At 42.9% G+C, this 18,941-nt stretch carries 25 protein-coding genes; 5 read left to right on the plus strand and 20 right to left on the minus strand.

All coding sequences use genetic code 11. From position 1 onward, the window contains the following. Positions 1–29: 29 nt before the first annotated feature. Positions 30–401, minus strand: coding sequence for a DUF4440 domain-containing protein (locus DMO16_RS09755; RefSeq protein ID WP_241840518.1), 372 nt, complete (start codon positions 399–401; stop codon positions 30–32). A gap of 153 nt (positions 402–554) precedes the next feature. Between DMO16_RS09755 and DMO16_RS09760 the strand changes: the two genes are divergently transcribed. Together DMO16_RS09760 and DMO16_RS09765 are read left to right on the plus strand one after the other, a co-directional pair. Beyond that, entirely contained in the window at positions 555–1,001 is a 447-nt protein-coding gene (locus tag DMO16_RS09760; protein WP_241840520.1) for a cupredoxin domain-containing protein, read from the plus strand. A gap of 99 nt (positions 1,002–1,100) precedes the next feature. Next, on the plus strand, positions 1,101–1,751 hold the full coding sequence (locus DMO16_RS09765) for a DUF2306 domain-containing protein (protein WP_129477118.1): 651 nt from the start codon (positions 1,101–1,103) through the stop codon (positions 1,749–1,751). A 40-nt stretch (positions 1,752–1,791) separates the two neighbouring features. Here DMO16_RS09765 and DMO16_RS09770 read toward each other — a convergent pair whose 3' ends face one another. The 3 genes from DMO16_RS09770 to DMO16_RS09780 form a co-directional block, all read right to left on the minus strand. Continuing rightward, positions 1,792–3,042 carry a helix-turn-helix transcriptional regulator gene (locus DMO16_RS09770; protein ID WP_164988889.1) on the minus strand — a complete coding sequence of 417 codons (1,251 nt, stop codon included), beginning with the start codon at positions 3,040–3,042 and terminating at the stop codon, positions 1,792–1,794. Positions 3,043–3,149: 107 nt separating this feature from the next. Further along, positions 3,150–3,332, minus strand: a complete 183-nt coding sequence (locus tag DMO16_RS24225; protein ID WP_162264537.1) for an aspartyl-phosphate phosphatase Spo0E family protein — start codon at positions 3,330–3,332, stop codon at positions 3,150–3,152. A 402-nt stretch (positions 3,333–3,734) separates the two neighbouring features. Beyond that, positions 3,735–4,640 carry a substrate-binding domain-containing protein gene (locus DMO16_RS09780; protein WP_129477122.1) on the minus strand — a complete coding sequence of 302 codons (906 nt, stop codon included), beginning with the start codon at positions 4,638–4,640 and terminating at the stop codon, positions 3,735–3,737. 134 nt (positions 4,641–4,774) lie between these two features. On the opposite strand from DMO16_RS09780, the gene modA reads away from it, so the two are divergent. Together modA and DMO16_RS25410 are read left to right on the plus strand one after the other, a co-directional pair. Next, positions 4,775–5,578, plus strand: a complete 804-nt coding sequence (gene modA, locus DMO16_RS09785) for a molybdate ABC transporter substrate-binding protein (protein WP_129477124.1) — start codon at positions 4,775–4,777, stop codon at positions 5,576–5,578. Positions 5,579–5,690: 112 nt separating this feature from the next. Continuing rightward, on the plus strand, positions 5,691–6,017 hold the full coding sequence (locus tag DMO16_RS25410) for a hypothetical protein (protein ID WP_425590026.1): 327 nt from the start codon (positions 5,691–5,693) through the stop codon (positions 6,015–6,017). A 58-nt stretch (positions 6,018–6,075) separates the two neighbouring features. On the opposite strand, the gene wrbA is transcribed toward DMO16_RS25410, so the two are convergent. The 5 genes from wrbA to DMO16_RS09815 form a co-directional block, all read right to left on the minus strand. Continuing rightward, positions 6,076–6,687, minus strand: coding sequence for an NAD(P)H:quinone oxidoreductase (gene wrbA / locus DMO16_RS09795; protein ID WP_061967905.1), 612 nt, complete (start codon positions 6,685–6,687; stop codon positions 6,076–6,078). A gap of 136 nt (positions 6,688–6,823) precedes the next feature. Next, a complete protein-coding gene (gene mreC / locus DMO16_RS09800) occupies positions 6,824–7,585 on the minus strand; it encodes a rod shape-determining protein MreC (protein WP_206738086.1) in 762 nt (253 codons plus the stop codon). Positions 7,586–7,835: 250 nt separating this feature from the next. Further along, a complete protein-coding gene (locus DMO16_RS09805; RefSeq protein ID WP_206738173.1) occupies positions 7,836–8,534 on the minus strand; it encodes a YqcI/YcgG family protein in 699 nt (232 codons plus the stop codon). Positions 8,535–8,654: 120 nt separating this feature from the next. Further along, complete coding sequence (locus DMO16_RS09810; RefSeq protein WP_129477130.1) at positions 8,655–9,515, minus strand: dimethylarginine dimethylaminohydrolase family protein; 861 nt, start codon at positions 9,513–9,515, stop codon at positions 8,655–8,657. Positions 9,516–9,627: 112 nt separating this feature from the next. Continuing rightward, positions 9,628–10,485, minus strand: a complete 858-nt coding sequence (locus DMO16_RS09815; protein WP_129477132.1) for an alpha/beta fold hydrolase — start codon at positions 10,483–10,485, stop codon at positions 9,628–9,630. 333 nt (positions 10,486–10,818) lie between these two features. Between DMO16_RS09815 and DMO16_RS09820 the strand changes: the two genes are divergently transcribed. Continuing rightward, positions 10,819–11,550, plus strand: a complete 732-nt coding sequence (locus DMO16_RS09820; protein ID WP_129480360.1) for a class I SAM-dependent methyltransferase — start codon at positions 10,819–10,821, stop codon at positions 11,548–11,550. Between the two features lie 86 nt (positions 11,551–11,636). Here the strand turns inward: DMO16_RS09820 and DMO16_RS09825 are convergent, their stop codons facing one another. From DMO16_RS09825 to aldA, 11 genes are all read right to left on the minus strand, one after another. Then, entirely contained in the window at positions 11,637–11,960 is a 324-nt protein-coding gene (locus DMO16_RS09825) for a hypothetical protein (RefSeq protein ID WP_129477134.1), read from the minus strand. Further along, on the minus strand, positions 11,957–12,610 hold the full coding sequence (locus DMO16_RS09830) for a hypothetical protein (RefSeq protein WP_129477136.1): 654 nt from the start codon (positions 12,608–12,610) through the stop codon (positions 11,957–11,959). The genes DMO16_RS09825 and DMO16_RS09830 overlap by 4 nt, the downstream gene beginning before the upstream one ends. A gap of 1 nt (position 12,611) precedes the next feature. After that, positions 12,612–13,163, minus strand: a complete 552-nt coding sequence (locus tag DMO16_RS09835) for a sigma-70 family RNA polymerase sigma factor (protein WP_129477138.1) — start codon at positions 13,161–13,163, stop codon at positions 12,612–12,614. A gap of 111 nt (positions 13,164–13,274) precedes the next feature. Continuing rightward, positions 13,275–13,787 carry a YbaK/EbsC family protein gene (locus DMO16_RS09840; RefSeq protein ID WP_129477140.1) on the minus strand — a complete coding sequence of 171 codons (513 nt, stop codon included), beginning with the start codon at positions 13,785–13,787 and terminating at the stop codon, positions 13,275–13,277. Between the two features lie 71 nt (positions 13,788–13,858). Next, positions 13,859–14,875 (minus strand): S66 family peptidase, encoded by a 1,017-nt coding sequence (locus DMO16_RS09845; protein WP_129477142.1) that lies wholly within the window; start codon positions 14,873–14,875, stop codon positions 13,859–13,861. Positions 14,876–14,889: 14 nt separating this feature from the next. Next, positions 14,890–15,312, minus strand: coding sequence for a GNAT family N-acetyltransferase (locus tag DMO16_RS09850; RefSeq protein ID WP_129480361.1), 423 nt, complete (start codon positions 15,310–15,312; stop codon positions 14,890–14,892). Between the two features lie 111 nt (positions 15,313–15,423). Next, entirely contained in the window at positions 15,424–15,987 is a 564-nt protein-coding gene (locus tag DMO16_RS09855; protein ID WP_061967886.1) for an undecaprenyl-diphosphatase, read from the minus strand. Between the two features lie 129 nt (positions 15,988–16,116). Then, entirely contained in the window at positions 16,117–16,593 is a 477-nt protein-coding gene (gene ybaK, locus DMO16_RS09860; protein WP_129477145.1) for a Cys-tRNA(Pro) deacylase, read from the minus strand. Positions 16,594–16,757: 164 nt separating this feature from the next. Next, entirely contained in the window at positions 16,758–16,955 is a 198-nt protein-coding gene (locus DMO16_RS09865) for a hypothetical protein (RefSeq protein WP_061967884.1), read from the minus strand. A 246-nt stretch (positions 16,956–17,201) separates the two neighbouring features. Further along, entirely contained in the window at positions 17,202–17,339 is a 138-nt protein-coding gene (locus DMO16_RS24230; RefSeq protein ID WP_156412548.1) for a hypothetical protein, read from the minus strand. Between the two features lie 111 nt (positions 17,340–17,450). Beyond that, positions 17,451–18,902, minus strand: coding sequence for an aldehyde dehydrogenase (gene aldA, locus DMO16_RS09870; RefSeq protein WP_129477147.1), 1,452 nt, complete (start codon positions 18,900–18,902; stop codon positions 17,451–17,453). Positions 18,903–18,941: the final 39 nt, after the last annotated feature.

Raw genomic sequence — 18,941 nt, forward strand, 5'->3', positions numbered from 1 at the left:
AGGATGGCCTCCTGGAGGTCCATCCTTTTTTATGGTTTAAAATGAATAGCTGAATCTGAAGGATCCAACGGAGTTACAGTCCCCTGGTGAAAATAAAGCTGCCATCTCCCCTCCATGTGCTTCCATAAGGAACTCCTCAATGTGTTTCGGTCTTTTGTCCGGTTACGGATGATATACGTCGTTAATACGATGTCAGGCGCCAGCAGCCGAGCTTCAAAATTTAAAAGAGAAAAATCATCCACATCAAGATCTCCTGTCAAACAATCTTCTTTTCGTATGGGAGAACCGGTACTGCCGAATTCCATGAAATCATCGGCAAGCAGTTCATCCAGCTTTTCGAATGAAGTTCGAACATCGGGCCGCAAATGGCTCTCCTCCAGCTCTCTCATCTGTTCTTTCATCGCCTTTTCCATTTATCTCATCCCTTTTTTCCGTATTCCTTTAACCATTCTTCTTGTAAAAGGGTTGTCCTTTGCGCTTCCCCTCTATTTTTTTAACAAGAAATCCATCCTGTCCACATATAGTCTAAAGACAAGCTGATGGAGGTGGAACATTTGAAAATATGGTTTGTTCCGAGAAAATGGATTTTATTGTTTATTTTATGTATTTGTATCGGACTTGGCACGTGGTATGTTGTAAAGCCTGATGCTGTTGAAACGACGGGATCACCGGCCAATGCAAAGCGGCTGACCATTAACATGGTCACAGGGGAATTCAAATCTACGCTGGATAACGGAAAAGAGATTGAAGCCTACCGCTGGGATCCAGGGACGATTTATATCCCGCGTGATCAGCCGGTGACCTTGAGCATTTATGGTGTAAACGGCAAAGCACATCCTTTTTACATCGAGGGAACGAATGTGAAGGGCAACGTGGTAAAAGGCAAGGAAACGGTCCTGCATCTTCGCTTTAAAAAGGAGGGCATCTACCGGCTGATCTGTAAAACACACGCAGATATTTCCCACAACGGTCCCATGATTGCCTATCTGGCCGTTGATTGATTCAATGGAAAGCATTCGAAGCTGAATGCTTTCTTTTTTGTCATATTCCATTTATATACATTATATGGTAATCTATAACAAAAAAGAGGGAGGGCTTTTGTGACAGGGCGAACGAGAAAGAATTATGCTGTAGCAGGTTGTTATGTAATCGTTGCTCTTTTTATTGCGTATATCGTTGTTCAATATCTGGTCTTTGGGCCAAAACAGGCAGGGATTGTTTCGGGGAAACTTTCGATTCCCGGATTTCCTTACAGCACGTGGCAGGTCTTTTTCTTTGTACACATCGCCACTGGATCCATCGCCTTGCTTACAGGTCCCTTTCAATTCTTAAGGTCCAGCCGGAAGGTGATTTCTGTCCACAGAATCATGGGCAGAATCTATGGGATATCCATTTTCGTCAGTGTCCCGGCTGGCATTTATCTGGCGTTGTATGCCACAGGCGGTCTTGCCTCTTCGATCGGATTTATTGTTCTGGATGTGGCCTGGTTTATGACCGCTTTTGTCGGCTTGAAGCGAATCCGCGAAAAAAAGGTGACCAGCCATCAGGAATGGATGCTTCGCAGTTATGCTGTGACACTCGTTTTTGTGACATTCCGTGTTTTTCTTCCGCTGCTTACCCTGGCTGGCCTGCCTATCTCTTTATCGTTCCCACTGTCCATCTATTTTTCAATGGCGGTTAACCTCGGATGGGCGGAATGGCACCTTCGGAGAAAGAAAAGCCGGTCCATACAGCCAAACATTTCCGCATAAAAAATGAAGGAGAAAAACAGGTTTGTTTTTCTCCTTCATTCTATAGGTATTCTTTATACAACTGATTTACTTTTGCATAATAGTGGTTGGCATTTTTATAAGAAAACTTTGCCGAGTAATAAGCAGCCAGCTCTTCATACATTTCGATCAGATGCAGCCGGTCCTGCGTCTTTTCCAAAAATGGCAATGCTTCCTCTTCGATAAACTGCTGATAAGCTTCATCATGAATTTGATCATTTATTTTGAATTCCAGCGTCTTTAGCCGAAGATACGTTGGGGTTACTGCTTCATTATTGATTGCTTTGTATCCCTTTCGCACCCACAACATAGCTTCCTTACATCTATTTGTATGGTAATATATATCAGCAATGAGACAAATCGTATTACCTATATTTTCACCTTTCTTCTCTCGGAGACCTTTTTTTGAAACCGAAAGTGCTTCTTCATATTGCTCAGCCTGTAAATAGGAATGACCAAGATTATGCAGGACGGTTGACAACATGCCTTGTAAAGCTGGATTAAAGTGTGATGCATTTAGTGCTATAGTATAATGCGAATGAGCTGTTTCAAAATCCCTTAAACGGCTATAATTCATACCTTGTAGGATATGACAATCAATGCTGCGGGCAAAATTAGCATCTGCATTAAAAATTTCAAGCGCTGTTTTAATATAATATATCGATTGGGAAAAATATCCGAGTCTTGTACTAATATTTCCCATCAAATAAAATAATTCTTCATCTTGTATTCCAAGTTTCCTCGATAAAAGATAGGCTTGTTTAAAATAATCCAATGATGTTTTGTAATTATTTTGTAAATATTCATAATGTCCTGTAAACTGAATGGTGTAGTATTGAATTTCGGACGTCGATATTTTTCTTACTTCATTTAATTTGTCCAATAATCTTTTGGCATTCACCATATCATTAATAAAAATATAATAGCGAGCTGACATTGCCATGAATAGATTAATCAATCCTGTGTCATCCATATTCATGATACGCGATTGAAAATGATTAAACTTTTGGTCAGCCGCTTCTTTATTTCTATATTTTATGTCCTTATACCAGACATGCATTTCCTTCTTCAGGTTATTTATGGCTTCTTCACTAACATAAGAATATTCAATACCCAGACGCTCACATAACAATTCCAGAATTTCCGGACTTGGGGTTATGCTGTTGTTTTCAATTTTACTTAAATAAGAAACCGAGCAAATCCCTTCACAGGCTGCCTTTTGTGTTAATCCCTTTTTGATTCTGTAAAAGAATACCTTCTTGCCGTCGATCAATGGCTTCCCCCTTAAATTTTCAGAGCAGATAATATTTTCCTAGTAGAAATATTACCACAACTTATACCAAGCAGCCACTTCGCAAATCAAAACTATGTAAAAGAAGGCTACATTTTATTATGGGTTGGAATGGATAGCAGCTTTTGATAGCAGTTTAGTAGTTCATTTAGCTCATTTCCACGAGTAATCGTTTCTACACTTTGAAAACCCGTCTCCCTGGCTGAATGAATCATTTCATCACGCTTATGTTCAATTAATTCTATTAATTCTTGATTCAAAACCGGGCTCATGTCTTTCACTCCTAAATAATCGTTTCTCCCCCCATGATAAATCAAAATATACTCCATTAGTAGCAAAATTCGACATTTCCATGTTGAGAAAATAGAGCGAAAAACCCCCTCTTTTGAGGGTGATTTCACGGGAAGTTTCTCAACCAAATTAAAAAAGTCCTCCTAATTCCCTCTGCCTCCCATTCGGCGGTTGCTGCCTCCTGAAATTAAGAAATATTTAATCTCTCCTGCTTTGACCATCTTTTCAAGGCTTTGTGGCGTAAGTGCAGGATCACTTCCAGAAAAACCATTCCTGCTTGAACCACCGTTATGGATAGTTTAGAGAAGCAAGCTTAACTCTTCCTTAAGTTCGTAAAACAAAATAAAAACCCAGATTTCCGTTGAACGGATATCTGGGTTTAGTTAGGTTTCATATACAATTTCTCCTGAGAGGTGCAGGTTATAGCCTTTTAACTGGCTAACCTGGGTTTGAAATTCGTGTGAAGTGATGGTGTCCCTCACGAGCTTAAGGAGGTTTCGGTTGTCTTTTAGCACAACCAGATCGTATTGTTCCTGGATCATGGGAATAAAATCCACTTCAGCCATCTTGGCTACATTCTCAATTCCTACCCCGGCATCCGCCTGTCCGCCTGCAACGGCAGAGGCAATTGAAAAATGGCTGGTGTACTCGGTGTTGTATCCTGAAATATATTCACGGGATAGCCCGGCGAGCCTCAGCTGTTCATCCAGCAGCACCCGTGCACCCGCTCCCTTTTCACGGTTAACGATGGTTACACCCGGTTTGGCGAGATCACTCCAGGTTTTAATTCCAAGGGGATTCCCCTTTTTCACATAAATGCCGGCAGTTCTGCATACCAGGTTGATCAAGGCAAAAGGTTCGCTGATTAAAATGCGCTTCACATAAGGCACGTTATAGGTCCCGCTTTCACCATCAAATAAATGGACGCTCACAATATCGCACTGTCCCTGGTACATGGCCATTAAGCTGTTCAGACTGCCTGTATACCACCTTAAAGGAGACGTGCCAAGCTTCGGTTCTAAATGCTTGCCAAGAAAATCAAGCACCATATCCTGTCCGCTGATGACCAGCTGTTCTCTATTTAATGGAGGCTCCTGGCTTTTTTGTGGCTTCTGCACGGTCTTTGAGCTATTTTTATAGGTTTCAAGATCTTGGTCATCAATTCGCATTTGCCTGCCGACCCGATAAGCCGGCAGCTCGCCTTTTTTGATCAGATCATAGATGGTAAGCTTTGAAACTCTTAACCGGTCGGCTACTTCTTCTATGGTATATGATACTGGTTTATCCATACGATCCCTCCACGTTATTAGTGTATCTAATTTTAGGGAAAATGTATTCTCTTTCGCCTTAATATCTTAGTTATAACTAGTTATAACTAATTATAATAAGTTATAATAAACTTACTTTATTTGAAATGAGGGATATGGACTTGAAAAAAACGGTTTATCTCGTTCTCTTTCTTTTTTTATTTTCAATTTTGTCCGCTTGCGGAGAGAATCCGTCTAACGACAAAAACGCAAGCAGCAAGAAAACGACAGAGCTGACGATCTCTGCTGCCGCGAGCCTTAAAGATGCCCTGACTGACATACAGAAAACGTATGAAAAAGAGCATCCAAACGTTAAGCTCCGTTTCAATTTCGGAGCTTCCGGCACCCTTCAGCAGCAAATTTCTCAAGGTGCTCCTGCAGATTTATTCTTTTCCGCCGCAGAAGATAAGTTTGATGTGCTGGTGAAGGAAGGAATGATTAAAAAGAGCGAAGGCATCAACCTTGTCGGTAATGATGTTGTACTGGTTGTTCCGAAGGATTCAGAGGCAAAGATCTCGACATTCACCGATCTTTCGAAGTCTTCCATAAAAAAGATTTCCATTGGAACACCTGAAGCCGTGCCAGCCGGATCCTATGCCAAGGAATCCTTTAAAAACATGAGGCTCTGGAATACTCTACAGTCCAAGCTTGTGTATGCCAAAGATGTTCGCCAGGTTCTTTCCTATGTGGAAACCGGAAATGTTGATGCCGGGGTTGTATACAAAACAGATGCCCTGATCTCAAAGAAAGTACAAATTGTTGCTTCGGCTGATCCAAAGACCCACAGTCCAATCGTTTATCCCGTCGGCATCATTAAAGACACCAAACACAAAAAAGAAGCAAAAGCGTTTTACCAATACTTACAAAAACCTTCAACCGTAAAAACCTTGGAAGACTACGGCTTCAAAAAAAACAGCTGAGAACAAAAAGCAGTTCACGATGGGGTGAACTGCTTTTTGCGGTATACATAAAGTTTCTGTCCCTTCCATACACATAGAGGCAATAGGGATTTTCCTTTGAGAGGTGACGTCCGTGAATGTGAAAATTATCAACCGGATGCTAGCTGTTCATGAGTTCAATATCATAGGTGTGAGCATATCTTCTGTTTTACTGATCGGAGATGCTGAATCCATCTCCGCCGGATCCACCTTCGATACTCCCCCCACCTCTCTAGTGGTAGGCCCTCTTCTTGTGCCCATTCAGGGTACACTTGAGCCTGCCAGTCAGAGCACCGCACCTCCTGAAACAGGGGCGTCCGTTCCATTGACACCTGCTCCTCCTGCTGCAGCCCCTCCATCTGGAGGAACCGCCCCTCCTGCACCTTCTGCTGGCAGCGGAGGTGCACCTGCCCGAACGTAAAAAAGGTAAAAGCCGGTTTCCATAGTAGGAGACCAGCTTTTACCTTTTTCATTTTCAATTATTGGTTGCCCTGCTTGACCCACTGAGCTACGTTTACGGTACGTTTCGCCTGGTGCTTCACCGCACCCTGAACATCTTCAACCATATTGCCGCTCTGATCGACGGTAACACTTGTGCCGTAAGGATTTCCTCCGGCTCCATAGAGTACAGGATCTGTATATCCCGGTGTGGCCACAATCGCACCCCAATGATACATTGTGGTGTATAAAGCTAATATAGTGGCTTCCTGTCCGCCGTGTGGATTTTGAGCAGAAGTCATTGCACTGACTACCTTGTTAACCAGTTTACCCTGGAACCAAAGTCCGCCTGTCGTATCAAGAAACTGCTTAACTTGTGACGGAACGTTACCAAAACGGGTTGGAACACTGAAAATAATCGCATCCGCCCACTCTAAATCGCTTAACGATACTTCCGGAACATGTTTCGTTTCCTCGACATGAGCTTTCCAGGCAGCATTGGATTCAATTGCTTCAGGAGGAGCCAGTTCAGGAATCTTCAATACTTTGACCTCAGCACCTGTTTCTTTTCCACTTTCGGCAGCCCACTTCGCCAGTTGGTAGTTCGTTCCTGTCGAGCTGTAATAGATAACAGCCAAATTAATTGCAGCCATTCGTTTCATCTCCCTATTAAAGAGTACACTACTTTTCTTACTATCCTTAACATATCCTATAAAAAATAGTTTAAACCTCTATTTTTAGTTAATAAGTATTTGTAAGTATGTGCCTTTAATATATTTGGAAATGATTTTATGCCTTTTTCCCTGTTCTGAGAATGATCACCTGATTGATATCATAAAAGTCCGCCGTTGGCTTAATATAGGCGATGCTTGTCAGTCCATAAGGATCGGGCTTCACTTTAACAATGGTTCCGATATCGAGGTTCGGAGGCAATATTTCTCCCAGACCTGAAGTGACTACCTTTTCACCCTTTTTAAGATTCTTATTCAGAATGTCACGGACCATTAAATACTTATTGCTCGGGTCAAAGCCGTTCAGTATGCCGTTTACATTTTTTTTGCCTTGAATCGTCGCGGAAATACGGTATCTCTTATCTTTGCTGGATAGCAGTTTTACTTCAGAAAATGTAGGTTTAACCTGTGTGATCTTGCCGATCAATCCATCCTTGGTCACTACGGCCATGTTCTCCTGAACGTCATCATTGCTTCCCTTGTCAACAATAACCGTTTCATACCAGTTTGCCGGATCTGCATCCCGGTGCATCACACTCGCCTGCATAGGATTATATTGTTCCACTTCTTTCGTTTTATCTACAACAGCCTGAAGGTTTTTATTTTCCCGCTTTAACTCCAATTGCTGTACAGAAAGAGTTTCCTGTTCCTCCAGTTTGGCTTTTAACACATTATTTTCTTTTTCAATGGAAGCCATGTCTTTAACATTTTGGACAATACCTGAAACGGATCGCTGCCCCGGAATAGTAAGATTCGTAAAATAATAGAGCAGCATGACTGCCAAGACAGCGACACAAACCAACAGCAGTAAAAATCGCAAACTAAAAAATCTCATGAATGAAACTTCACCTTTCACATTTATCTGTCTATAAATCTCATAAACGAAAAACGCTCTTCACATACGTTATATCCTAGCGAAAACGCCGGGAAATTTCTCCATTATCGAATGATTTTACACACAACGTTCAAATTCCGCGGTAAAACTTCTACCATTGTACCATGAAATAAGAAAAATGGTGCCAGCCATCTTGGAAATTCGATGATCCGGCACCATTGCGTATGCTGACACTTTAATTTTCTTTTGATTTATGATGAAAAGGACACTTGCCTTCAATGGGTTTGACATCGTCGCCGATAAAATATTGCTTCCATTCTTTGTGTTCAGGATCTCCGTAATGGCTGATATTGGGATGTGTTGGCAGGTTGTCCCATTTCTCTACCCGTTCCCTTACCTTTTCCCGGGACATGATTCCTCCCTTTGACGTTCCTTCCAGCCCTTCAAAGATACGTCTGGGCTGAAATCCCAGCACAAGGCTGTTTCCAAGATCCCGCGTTTTTCTTTGTTTGTAGGCAGGTGCGTTTCCAAACACAAAGAATGGCTCTCCTGCAAACGTGAAGTTCCACAAATAGTGATCGGGATCGATGGGTTTATCCTCAGGCCAGGGAACATGATCCTCTTCATGCATATATTGAAGCAGGTTCCAGAAATACTCTCTATAGTAAGGAATGGACTTCTCTTCAGTTTCCGGCTCCACAAATACAAATAATCCGTGACGGATCAGTTTCGGTGCATCGAACAGTTCCATGAATTCTTCGACAGCGCCCGGCAGGTTGGACCAATCGTTCTGGCTGACATATGCGTAACGAAGCTCACCCTTTTTTTCGGCACTCATCCCGAAATAGCAGGGAAAGGTCTTGTCTGTTACCGTTTGATGAAAGTTCTTATACTCTTCAATCACCCATTTTGGCACGATTTCAGGTTTTGTCATATCGTCTTTCTCTAATAGGTATCGATTGGCTGTTTTCAACTTACCACTCCCAAGTAAAAATTTATTTATCGTTACACAGGAGTCGTTCCCTTATACCCAGTTAGTTAAACGGCAAGCATGCTAATTGGCATACCTTACCAGAGGCAATGTGCAGCAGCGGAAAGAGCCTCCGGATTTAATGATTTCCGATAAATCCACTTCAATGACTTCATAGCCTCTTTCCCGGAGCTGGCTGTTAACCTTCTTGTTAACGGGCAAACTGAATACCTTCTTATTCCCAATGGAAAGAACATTGGTGCCCATGGTAAACTGTTCTTCCTTGCTTACTTCAATGGTGTCGTACATTTTGGATAGAATGTTCAGTTCTTTTTCTTGAAAAGCAGGAGGGTAAATCAATGCTTTCCGGGGAGAAAGAATATTGAAGACACAGTCCAGATGCAGATACTTTTTATCAAAAGGAATGGCCATCATGTTTTTTTCCGGTAGATGGTTGCGTAATGTCTGGATGGAAATATCTGATGTCCGGCCGCTTACCCCGACAAACACATTGTCCCCGTCGGCGATTACGTCTCCGCCCTCAATTTTCGTATCAGGCAACGGCTGCATCGTTGCCTTTTGGGAAATGAGCCATTTCTTCAATATTTCTACTTCACCTTTTCTAATAGAGCTTTCCATCGTAGAGAGAAAAACAGTGGAATCTATGGTAAATCCGATATCACGGGTAAATACTTGTTCCGGATATTGATGATCTGGTGGCAATTCAACAACTTCCACACCTTGATTGCGAAGCGCGAGTACAAACTCTTTATGCTGTGCGGAGGCTAAGCTTCTGTTTATATTTTCTGCAGCATAATGCCGTTGGGTTTCATTGATAACCTCTGAGATGGACATGTACTGTGGTTCACATACAATGACACGGGCAAGGGAATCATATTCGCTTTGGCATCTGATGCTTTCTGTTGGCTTCAATGCGATAGACATGTGGTTCCTCCGATTCTGTAACGTTTCTTTTTTATTTCCCGTTGTATGCTTCGCTTTAAACATCAGACCAAAGAAAAGCAACTGTCAAAAGTGACAGCTGCTCTATTTCAGTTTATCTATTATTTTCTATCAGAGAACTTGTTTTTACAATGGATGCTATGATTGTATCCCAATCTGTACGATGCAGTTCATGGCCTGAGCCCTCAAGAGAAATCAATTGAGAATGAGGAATGGCCCTCGCAAGCGCCTTCCCGTGCTCAAAAGGAAGAGCAGGATCTTCCGTACCATGGATTACTACTGCCGGAACCGCAATCTCACCCATTCGGTCGTAAAATTCTTCTCCACCACCCAGCAGCGCATGATTGAACCTGCTTTGCAGCTGCCGTGCCCGGTTCATTTCTCTTCCTGCCAACCGGTACATCCGTTCTTTTTCAAAGGGCTTGGAGCCGGCCAGTGTTCTCCAGCCTCCTGCCAGATACGAAATAACCGCATCCCGGTCGGACCAGTCTAAGGAAGAACCCTTTCCATGGTGATCAAGAATTTTTTGATCCATTGGCGGAAGCTTTTCCTGTTCTGTTCCAAACACACTTGAAGCAATGAGCGTCAGTGATTGGACGCGCTCTGGATTCCGAACGGCAAGAATCTGACCGACCATTCCGCCCATGGACATGCCGACAACATGAGCTTTTTCCAAAGCATACGCGTCCAGCACGTGGATGGCATCATCAGCAAGGTCGGTAATGGTGTAATTGGACGTCCCCGGTTCATACACAACAGATTTGCCCAAATCACGGTGATCGTACCGGATAACATATCTTCCCTCCGCAGCCAATGCTGAGCAGAAATCTTCATCCCACCAATCAAGCGAGGACATGGCTCCCATGATCAGTAAAATGGGCGGATCCTCCGGATTTCCAACGTTTTCTGTACAAATAGCTATTCCATTACATGAAATTATTTTTTCCATCATAACGATCCCTCCGTACTTTTGGTATTCAACGCCGGGTCAATCAGGCGCAGAACTTTTACTCGTAACGGAGCAGCAGGTCTGCACCTATCATTATCTGACTCTCATCCATTTGATAATCATGACGTGGCAGCCTCCTTTTACTGAATACTAACGGGGAAATCCCCCTTTCACTATATCATGGTCTCCGGGAAAATAATCCAATTATTTCTTGCTTTTTTTTATTCTATGGTCAATTTTGAGATTACTCTTAAAGGTTAATCATAATCTCAAAAGAATAGATATAGGCGGGGCACTTTAAGAAGGATTTGGTTTTGGACGGGAGGGGTTTTTTTGATGGCTGATGAAATATTTGAGAATCCAAGACTCGCATCTATTTATGATCCTTTTGACTCTGACCGTTCTGATTTAGATGTTTACGAGTCTATGGTTAATGAATTTGATGCTCACACTGTACTTGATATCGGTTGCGGCACCGGAACGTTTGCCTGTCGTCTGGCAGTGAAAGGCATCAAGGTTATTGGACTGGACCCTGCTGAAGCTTCATTAAATGTGGCTAAAACAAAACAAGGTGCTGACCGTGTAAGATGGATTCATGGAAATGCCCTGGATCTCCCACACTTGAAGGTTGATCTTGTCACGATGACAGCTAATGTAGCTCAAGTCTTCCTTACTGATAAAGAGTGGAGTGAAACATTACTTGCCATCCGAGACACTTTGCATCAAAGTGGACGATTGGTGTTTGAAACAAGAAGGCCTGAGTCACAAGCATGGTTAGAATGGAATAAAGAAAAAACCTATCAGCGGTTGATTGTCCCTCACTGTGGCATTGTAAATGGATGGGCAGATGTTACTGAAGTTCGTGACTCCTTGGTGTCTTTTCGATGGACCTATGTTTTCGAAAGAGATGGTACGGTAATCACCTCTGATTCAACGTTGCGATTTAGAAGTCTTCAGGAAATAATCAAAACACTGAATGATGCAGGATTGTCTGTTGAAGATGTAAGAGAAGCTCCAGACCGCCAAGGACGAGAATACGTTTTTATAGCCCGATTAAATGAAAAATGAAGTCGATATGCAGGCATTTCACAAGATTTTTATTCTGAATTCAAAATACGAAAAGCACTGCAGTCGCAGTGCTTTCAAGTTTTCTTCTATAAAAAATACTCCCTATAATATATTGCCGTTGCAATGACCGAACAGATCGTATAACCAACTGCTGTATAAAAGGAAATACCGGGAGAAAAAGCCTTTTTCTCCTCTTCTCCTTTAATTCCTGTCTGCGCCTGTGCCTGAAGTCTCGCCGAGTTGGAGAAGAAACCTCCGCTTGACGTAAAAAATTTCAGTATGACGGCTGATGCCAAGCCTGTGATAAACGCCACATCAATAAATGAAACCTTTGCCGCCCATGAACAGACAAAATTGAGTACGATGATCCCAATTAACGTAACGATAAACGCGCTGATTGGTTTCTTCATTGTTTCGCCTCCGCATACCTCATATCTGATAACGTGACAGGCACGACAATAACATCATATCCTTCTTTTACTCCCGTGCAGCCTTCGAGCTGTATTGTGGAGTCACTGAAGGCTTTGCATTCATACGTTTTCGGTTCTCCAAGAGCAGGCACCGTATTTTTGTAAATGATTTGTTTTCCGTTGTATTCAAGTGTATTCTGGTACACCTTTTCTCCCAGGAAATAATGGATAGTGGTTTTAAAAGGCTTGCCCTGCTCTGCTTTTTTCTTGAGACGCAGCATGTACTCAAGATTCTTGGTTTTGCTGTCAGGAATCCACTTTTCATTTAAATACGACACTACTTCTCCCTTTTTAGTCGCCTGTTTCACAATTTGTTGTTGTTTCATCTCGGTTTTCGTTATCGTTTTTCCTGAAGAAGGGTCGAGTTTGCCGTTATGATCCGTCATGATGGAGGTCGATAAAAAGAAGAGCAAGGCGCAAACAGCCAGACTGACAGCCGTCATAACCTCTGGACGCCGGCGTTTTGTCCTTTTTTCCATCTTGATGCTTTTGTATCGCTGATGGACGATCCTCCGGTTACTTTTATCAAAACCATGGCCGTTAAAGACCGTGGTTTTCATATGATTCCGTAAATCTTTGAGCTCTTCCATTTTACTTCCCTCCTTTGATCGCATCTTTCAGCAGCAATCTCGCTTTCGTTAATCTGGATTTGATCGTACTTAGATTGGCATTAAGTGTATCGCTGATTTCCTGAAGGGTCAGTTCTTCATAATAGTATAAAAAAATAACTTCACGGTACTTTAATGGCAGTTTAAAAATGTGCCGATAGAGCATATTCTTCTCATCTCTGTATACGGTGATTTCCTCCACAGAAGAGGATGTTCCTTTTATGTACATTTGGATTTTATGCGTCACCATAGAATACCTGTGATGCGCGCTTTTAATATAATCCTTGCAGTGGTTGGCTGCGATCTTGTACAGCCATGTTTTCAGCTTGGCCTCCCCTTTAAACGTATCTGCCTTTTCATAGACCTTCAAAAAAACATCCTGCGCCAGGTCCTCGGCCAGATTCCATTCCTTCACATAGGTATAGCAAAGATACAGTACTTCGTTTCCATAGTCCTTCATGACTTGTTCCATCATTTCTTCCTGTGTCATTGCTGCTGTAAAGTCTGGCTTTCTATCAAATGACAGTATGTGCATAATTTCACTCCCTCTACCCCTCTCTATAACTATAGACGAAGAACACTTGGAAAAAGTTGATAATTTTAATAAATCCCACAAAAAAAAGGACCCTGATCAGGATCCTTACTTTTAAGAATGGCTTTTTACTTTTTCTGCTTCGGTTTCTTCGCTTTCCCAGCCTTTGCAGATATCCACCCATTCTTTGGCTGAGGCGTATGTAACCAATTCCTCACAGGTCAGCTCGATGGCAGAGTTTGAGCTGCCGCATGCCGGAAAGAGCGTTTTAAAGCGCTTCATGGATTCATCGAGATACACATCGAGATCATTTTTCAAACCGAAAGGACAAACTCCTCCGATCGCATGTCCGGTTTGTTCCAGGACCTCTTCTGGTGAAAGCATCCGGGCCTTGAATCCAAAATGCTGGCGGAACTTCTTGTTATCGATCTTGGCATCTCCTGCTGCCACAACAAGGATTGCCTGATCGCCCTCTCCCCTGAACGAAAGGGTTTTCGCAATCCGTGCAGGAATAACGCCTATCGTATCAGCCGCCTCTTGCACCGTTGCACTGGATGCGTCAAACTCCATTACGTCTTGTTCACGGTTGAATTGTTTGAAATGTCGTCTAACACTATCAATGGCCATTTCTATCATCCTTTCAAATAGATATTTCTAGCATCTTATGATTTTTATTAAAATATATCGAAAAAAGCGGATCAAGGCTTAAAGTGCTGCAGGACGGTCCCTTTCCCTCCGGATACCTCCACTTCTGCCCAGGCACCGTTAATTAATGTAACCTGCGGCGGCATATGTCCGCAGTCGATGTCATAGATGATCGGGATCTGCAGCTCTTTTGCGAGATCTTGATAAACATCTTCAACAGTGTAGCCGCCCACTGGTTCATTCGCAGCACTTCGGCCAAATAAGATTCCAGAGCACCCGTCAAACCAGCCGGCCAGCTTCATTTGCACCAATGAGCGTCGAAGATCGGCCGTATTCAGCTCACAATTTTCCAAATACCAAATCAATGGTTCGCCAGGAATATGTTCTTTCTTAAAACCTTCAACATGGCCAAATGGAGTGCCAACCAGATGACGGATGACATCAATACATCCCCCCAATAGACGACCTTTTATTTGTTCATTCTGACCGGATACCGTTTTCCATTCGGTCTTTTCTGTCAGATGATAGACATGAGAAGAAGGATTTTCGTGATCCCATTTTTCCTGATACTTCCTAGAGGAATGTTGCAGCACCGAATCACCTTCTGGTACGGACAATACCGTTTCCCACATCGCTGTTGTGGCATCCGTTTCTTCTCCCCTCAAATCGATCAGGTTTGTACCGTGTGCCGTTGCCATTCCTGTAGTTAAAGTAATCGCCAGCAGCAAAACACTTATGTCAGAATAACCGAGGATCCATTTTGGTTTTTTTATGGAATAATCTACAAAAGGCAGCATTTCGATCAACAGCTCCCCGCCCCAGGGAGGGATAATGATATCGATGTCCTGTCCTTTCATCATGTCATTGAATTCTGCGGCTCTTACTTTTGCATCCGCTGACTTTGCCTTATGCTGCGTCCATGGTGTTTTTCCGCAAACCACCTTGTAACCCTCTTTTTCCATTCTCTCCATTGCCTGATTCAGCAAAGGGTGAAGCTCGTCAGACAGACCTGAGGATGGGGCGGTAACACCAATTGTTGTCCCTTTTTCTAAAGACGGATAGGTAATCATGTGGTTTCCTCCTTTTAAAGGCTTTTATTCATGACCAGCCGGTTTTCGTTCACGTGGTATCCGTTTTTCTCATAAAACGTTTGGGCAAGCCCCTCTGATACGGTTAACAAATAAATACTCCGTACTCCTCTTCCTTTTAATTCATCTTCAAGGAGTTTTAACATTCTTGATCCATAGCCTTTTCCTTGAACCTCTGAGTTCACGCAGCATTCCGCGATATAGTACGTGAGTCCCTGAAAGGTTCTCTTGCTGTTGCCTGCAATGAATCCCACCAGCTCTTCTCCTTCATAATACATAAATCCGAAAAACTTCGGGGTATTCACAAGATCGCGCAGTCTTTCCCCTGCCGTTTCATTTGTCCAGCTCTCGTTCCAGGGTTCACGGTTGAACACCTGCTGATAAAGCGAAACACAGCGATCCACATTCTCATGGGTCATTAAAACAGTGGTGAGCGACACTTTGGTTCTTCCTTTCTCTTTCGCAATGCGAAATATTCCGTCTATTATAGCAAAAAAAACGGTCAAGTTGTTTAATTGAACCGCTACATTTTAAAGATATTCGACTCCCTTTTTTGAAGCATCCATTTTGGCAAAAGGCATAGCGGACATGGTTTTCACTACAAATACTGCAGAAAAAATACCTAGCAGCCCGCCTGTCACCACATCCACGGGGTAATGCACTCCAACCCAGACCCGGGAGAGAGCCACGCAGCACGCGATGAACATCCAGATCGCTCCTGTCTTCCTTTTGAATAGCAACAAAACCATACAGACGGAGAAAAAAATAATCGAGTGGTCGCTTGGAAAGGAGTTATCAATGGCGTGTTCAATCAACTGGTTCACATCCGGCAGTACGGAAAACGGCTGATGATGAGAATAGAACAGCCCTGCCAGCCTCCCGAAGATCTCTGCCACCAGACAGCTTACGATTGCGAAAACCACCATCACCCGATTGCGCTTGGAACGGGTCAAAACAAAACCGAATAACACGATTCCCAGAATATACAACACATACTCTGCCATAAACACCATAAAGGGATTTAAAGCAGACAAAGGATCCGCAAGCTGATTAATGCTTCGAAACGTCTCATTATTAAATTGAGTAAAATCCATTTAGTACCCCCTGTAATTTTTTAAAATATCCTTTTTCTTTTTTCTCTTTCTAATTTATAAGAAAAGTGTGTGATTCGACATCGAGACAACTTACAACTTTCTCACAATGTTGTAAGGTCCTCTTTCCAACTATTTAGATACATCCGCATATCGGCCATTTGTTACCTTCATTAAATTTTGAGGAGAAAATTCTACTTGATGACCGATTTTTCCCGCGCTTACAATGACCGTTTCCAGCTCGGCTGCTTGCTCTTCTACAATTGTGGAATAGAGCTTTTTCATCCCGATCGGTGAACAGCCGCCACGAACATATCCTGTGACAGGAAGCAGGTCTTTAACCGCCAGCATCTCTACTTTTTTCTCGCCAGCTGCCTTTGCTGCTTTTTTCAAATCCAGCTCCGCTTCCACTGGGATTACAAAAACGTAATATTCTTTTCCTGCCCCTTGTGCGACCAGTGTCTTGTAAACGGTTCCCGGCTCTCTTCCGATTTTGCGGGCGACAGACACACCATCTATTTTTCCATCATCCGTACTGTAATTCATTGATTCATAGTCGATTTTTTCCTTGTCCAGAATTCTCATCGCATTCGTTTTTACTTTTTTCATAAAAATCTCCTCCACTTGCTTGTATTCTGCCATTATAATGTACGGCTTACTTGGGTGCCGTTCCTGTTTATACACCTGCACGTTCGTAAATCACCCTAAAAGAAAAGCACCTCGAAATTTTAGACGCTGTCTAAAATTTGTGGTGCAGTACACGAGCTTGGCTGTTACTTTACCTTTTTGGATAAATCAATTAATGAAATATGTTTGATACTGTATGCAATCAAAGATATAGCAGTTGATGTGAGCGCAGCCACACCTATGACAGTAAGTATTCCATATTTATAGTAACCACCAAATATTAACATGAAAATTAATGTATATCCAAACCATTTAGAAGAAAAAATGGCTCTTGCAAAATTCATAATGAAGTCCCCCTAAGCGTACTTCTTTAGTAATCGAGCTGGATTTGTTTATTATTGCTCTTCACATTCATCAATAACCATGGTATACTAATTTTTGCGATGAGCTTATTTTGCATAAGACGAGATTGACCCGCCGATTTTAGGCAATGCACAATGTGGAGTGCTGTCTCTCGCCGCAAAACGCCAAAAAGACGTTCTTTTAGGACGTCTTTTTTCTATTTCATAATCCCTTTAAACCACTATGACTTAAATGGCATTCCCTTTTAGTGACACCTTCTGGACTACCCGCCATAATTCTTCTACTTTAACACCTTCTTTTTTAAGTTCGATAACATCCTCTTTCAGCTTTGCTTTATTTAACAATGCAGGTACATATTCTTTCACAAACTTCCCGCTGCTTTCATGCTCCCAGCTTGTCCATACTAAACAATTGTGCTTTCTTTTCCAGAATGAATCAAAAAGCCCGGCATTCCCTGCCAGGCTCCTCAACTTTCATTACTGAATATCATTTTTGTATTCCATATAAACCGCATGGGTCACGAGGAAGTCTTCGATGCCGTGCTTGCCGTCCGCACCACCCAGTCCCGACTTTCTCTGGCCGGCATGATAGCCCTGAATCGCTTCAAAGTTTTCACGATTCACGAATGTTTCTCCATATTTTAATTCATTGGCTGCTCTCATCGCTTCATGCACGTTCTCTGTATAGATGGAAGATGACAATCCATACTCTGAATCATTGGCCCATTCAATGGCCGGGTCAAGAGTGTTGTATGTTACGACCGGCAAAACAGGTCCAAAAATCTCCTGCTGGATAATTTTCATCTCCTGAGTGACGTTCGTAATAACTGTCGGTTCATAAAAGAACCCCTTATCCATATCGGCACGCTTGCCGCCCGTTGCCACCTTGGCTCCACTGCTCACGGCACTCTCCACCATTTCATGAACGGTTTCCAATCTGTCCTGGCTGACAAGCGGTCCCATTTCTGTACGATCTTCTGATGCCTTGCCAACCGTGGTATCTCTCATTGCGTTAACCATTTTATCAACAAACGCATCAGCCACACTTTCATGAACATAGACTCGTTCTGCGTTCGTACAAGCCTGCCCGGCGTTCGTGATTCTTGAAGTCTTGATCTTGTCCACAGCCAAATCAAGATCTGCATGCTGAGTTACGATAGCCGGGGCTTTGCCGCCAAGCTCAAGGTTTACCTTCGTAATATTTTTTGAGGCAGCTTCCATAACTTTTGACCCGGCACCAATACTGCCTGTCATCGTCACGATGCCTACTTTCGGATGGGAGGCCATCGCATTTCCGATCACCGATCCTTTACCGGTAACCAAATTGTAAACACCGGCCGGAATCTCCTCTTTCATGCTGTCGATGAGCTTAGTAAACTCGACTGCCGTGTTCGGGGTTTGCTGGCTCGGTTTCAAGACAATGGAGCATCCCGTAATGAGTGCGGTCGAAACCTTCCTTGCCAAAATAAACACTGGAAAGTTCCATGGAACAATACCGGCCACGACACCAATTGGCTTGCGGTAGATCAATATATTTTCATTTGGCCGGTCGCTGGGGATTATTTCCCCTTCAATGCGGCGCGCCCATTCAGACATATAGTGGAAATACTCAATCGCTGTATCGACCTCCATGCTGGCCGCAACGTACGGTTTGCCTTGTTCTTCAGACAACAGCTGAATGAAGGTTTCTCTTTTCTCCTGAATCAAATCCCCCAGCTTTCGGACTGCTTTTCCGCGCTTGAAACTCGGAACCTTTTCCCATTGCTTTTGCGCTTCAAACGCAGCGTTTATTGCTTTATCAACATCTTCTTTCGTCCCGTTATAAATAGAAGATACCACCTCTTCGGTTGACGGGTTTAGGATATCGATTGTCTCATTGGATGTGGAAGGTACATATTCACCATTAATGTAAAGCTTATGTGGTTGCACTAAAAAATCCTCCCTTACTTCTTTTAAGTACATCCGTTA

The sequence above is a fragment of the Fictibacillus sp. S7 genome, assembly GCF_004127935.1.
In the GTDB taxonomy this organism is placed as follows: domain Bacteria; phylum Bacillota; class Bacilli; order Bacillales; family Fictibacillaceae; genus Fictibacillus_C; species Fictibacillus_C enclensis.

Bases quoted from the DNA above. Each gene is read 5' to 3' on its own strand.
- DMO16_RS09825 (WP_129477134.1), bottom strand. From the start codon at position 11,960: ATGAAGAAACCAATCAGCGCGTTTATCGTTACGTTAATTGGGATCATC.
- DMO16_RS09855 (WP_061967886.1), bottom strand. From the start codon at position 15,987: ATGGATTTTACTCAATTTAATAATGAGACGTTTCGAAGCATTAATCAG.
- ybaK (WP_129477145.1), bottom strand. From the start codon at position 16,593: ATGAAAAAAGTAAAAACGAATGCGATGAGAATTCTGGACAAGGAAAAA.
- DMO16_RS09840 (WP_129477140.1), bottom strand. From the start codon at position 13,787: ATGGCCATTGATAGTGTTAGACGACATTTCAAACAATTCAACCGTGAA.
- DMO16_RS24225 (WP_162264537.1), bottom strand. From the start codon at position 3,332: ATGAGCCCGGTTTTGAATCAAGAATTAATAGAATTAATTGAACATAAG.
- DMO16_RS09830 (WP_129477136.1), bottom strand. From the start codon at position 12,610: ATGGAAGAGCTCAAAGATTTACGGAATCATATGAAAACCACGGTCTTT.
- DMO16_RS09755 (WP_241840518.1), bottom strand. From the start codon at position 401: ATGAAAGAACAGATGAGAGAGCTGGAGGAGAGCCATTTGCGGCCCGAT.
- DMO16_RS09820 (WP_129480360.1), top strand. From the start codon at position 10,819: ATGGCTGATGAAATATTTGAGAATCCAAGACTCGCATCTATTTATGAT.
- DMO16_RS09780 (WP_129477122.1), bottom strand. From the start codon at position 4,640: ATGGATAAACCAGTATCATATACCATAGAAGAAGTAGCCGACCGGTTA.
- DMO16_RS09850 (WP_129480361.1), bottom strand. From the start codon at position 15,312: ATGACCCATGAGAATGTGGATCGCTGTGTTTCGCTTTATCAGCAGGTG.
- DMO16_RS09845 (WP_129477142.1), bottom strand. From the start codon at position 14,875: ATGATTACCTATCCGTCTTTAGAAAAAGGGACAACAATTGGTGTTACC.
- DMO16_RS09805 (WP_206738173.1), bottom strand. From the start codon at position 8,534: ATGACAAAACCTGAAATCGTGCCAAAATGGGTGATTGAAGAGTATAAG.
- DMO16_RS09810 (WP_129477130.1), bottom strand. From the start codon at position 9,515: ATGTCTATCGCATTGAAGCCAACAGAAAGCATCAGATGCCAAAGCGAA.
- DMO16_RS09865 (WP_061967884.1), bottom strand. From the start codon at position 16,955: ATGAATTTTGCAAGAGCCATTTTTTCTTCTAAATGGTTTGGATATACA.
- DMO16_RS09815 (WP_129477132.1), bottom strand. From the start codon at position 10,485: ATGATGGAAAAAATAATTTCATGTAATGGAATAGCTATTTGTACAGAA.
- DMO16_RS09835 (WP_129477138.1), bottom strand. From the start codon at position 13,163: ATGCACATACTGTCATTTGATAGAAAGCCAGACTTTACAGCAGCAATG.
- modA (WP_129477124.1), top strand. From the start codon at position 4,775: ATGGACTTGAAAAAAACGGTTTATCTCGTTCTCTTTCTTTTTTTATTT.
- wrbA (WP_061967905.1), bottom strand. From the start codon at position 6,687: ATGGCTGCAATTAATTTGGCTGTTATCTATTACAGCTCGACAGGAACG.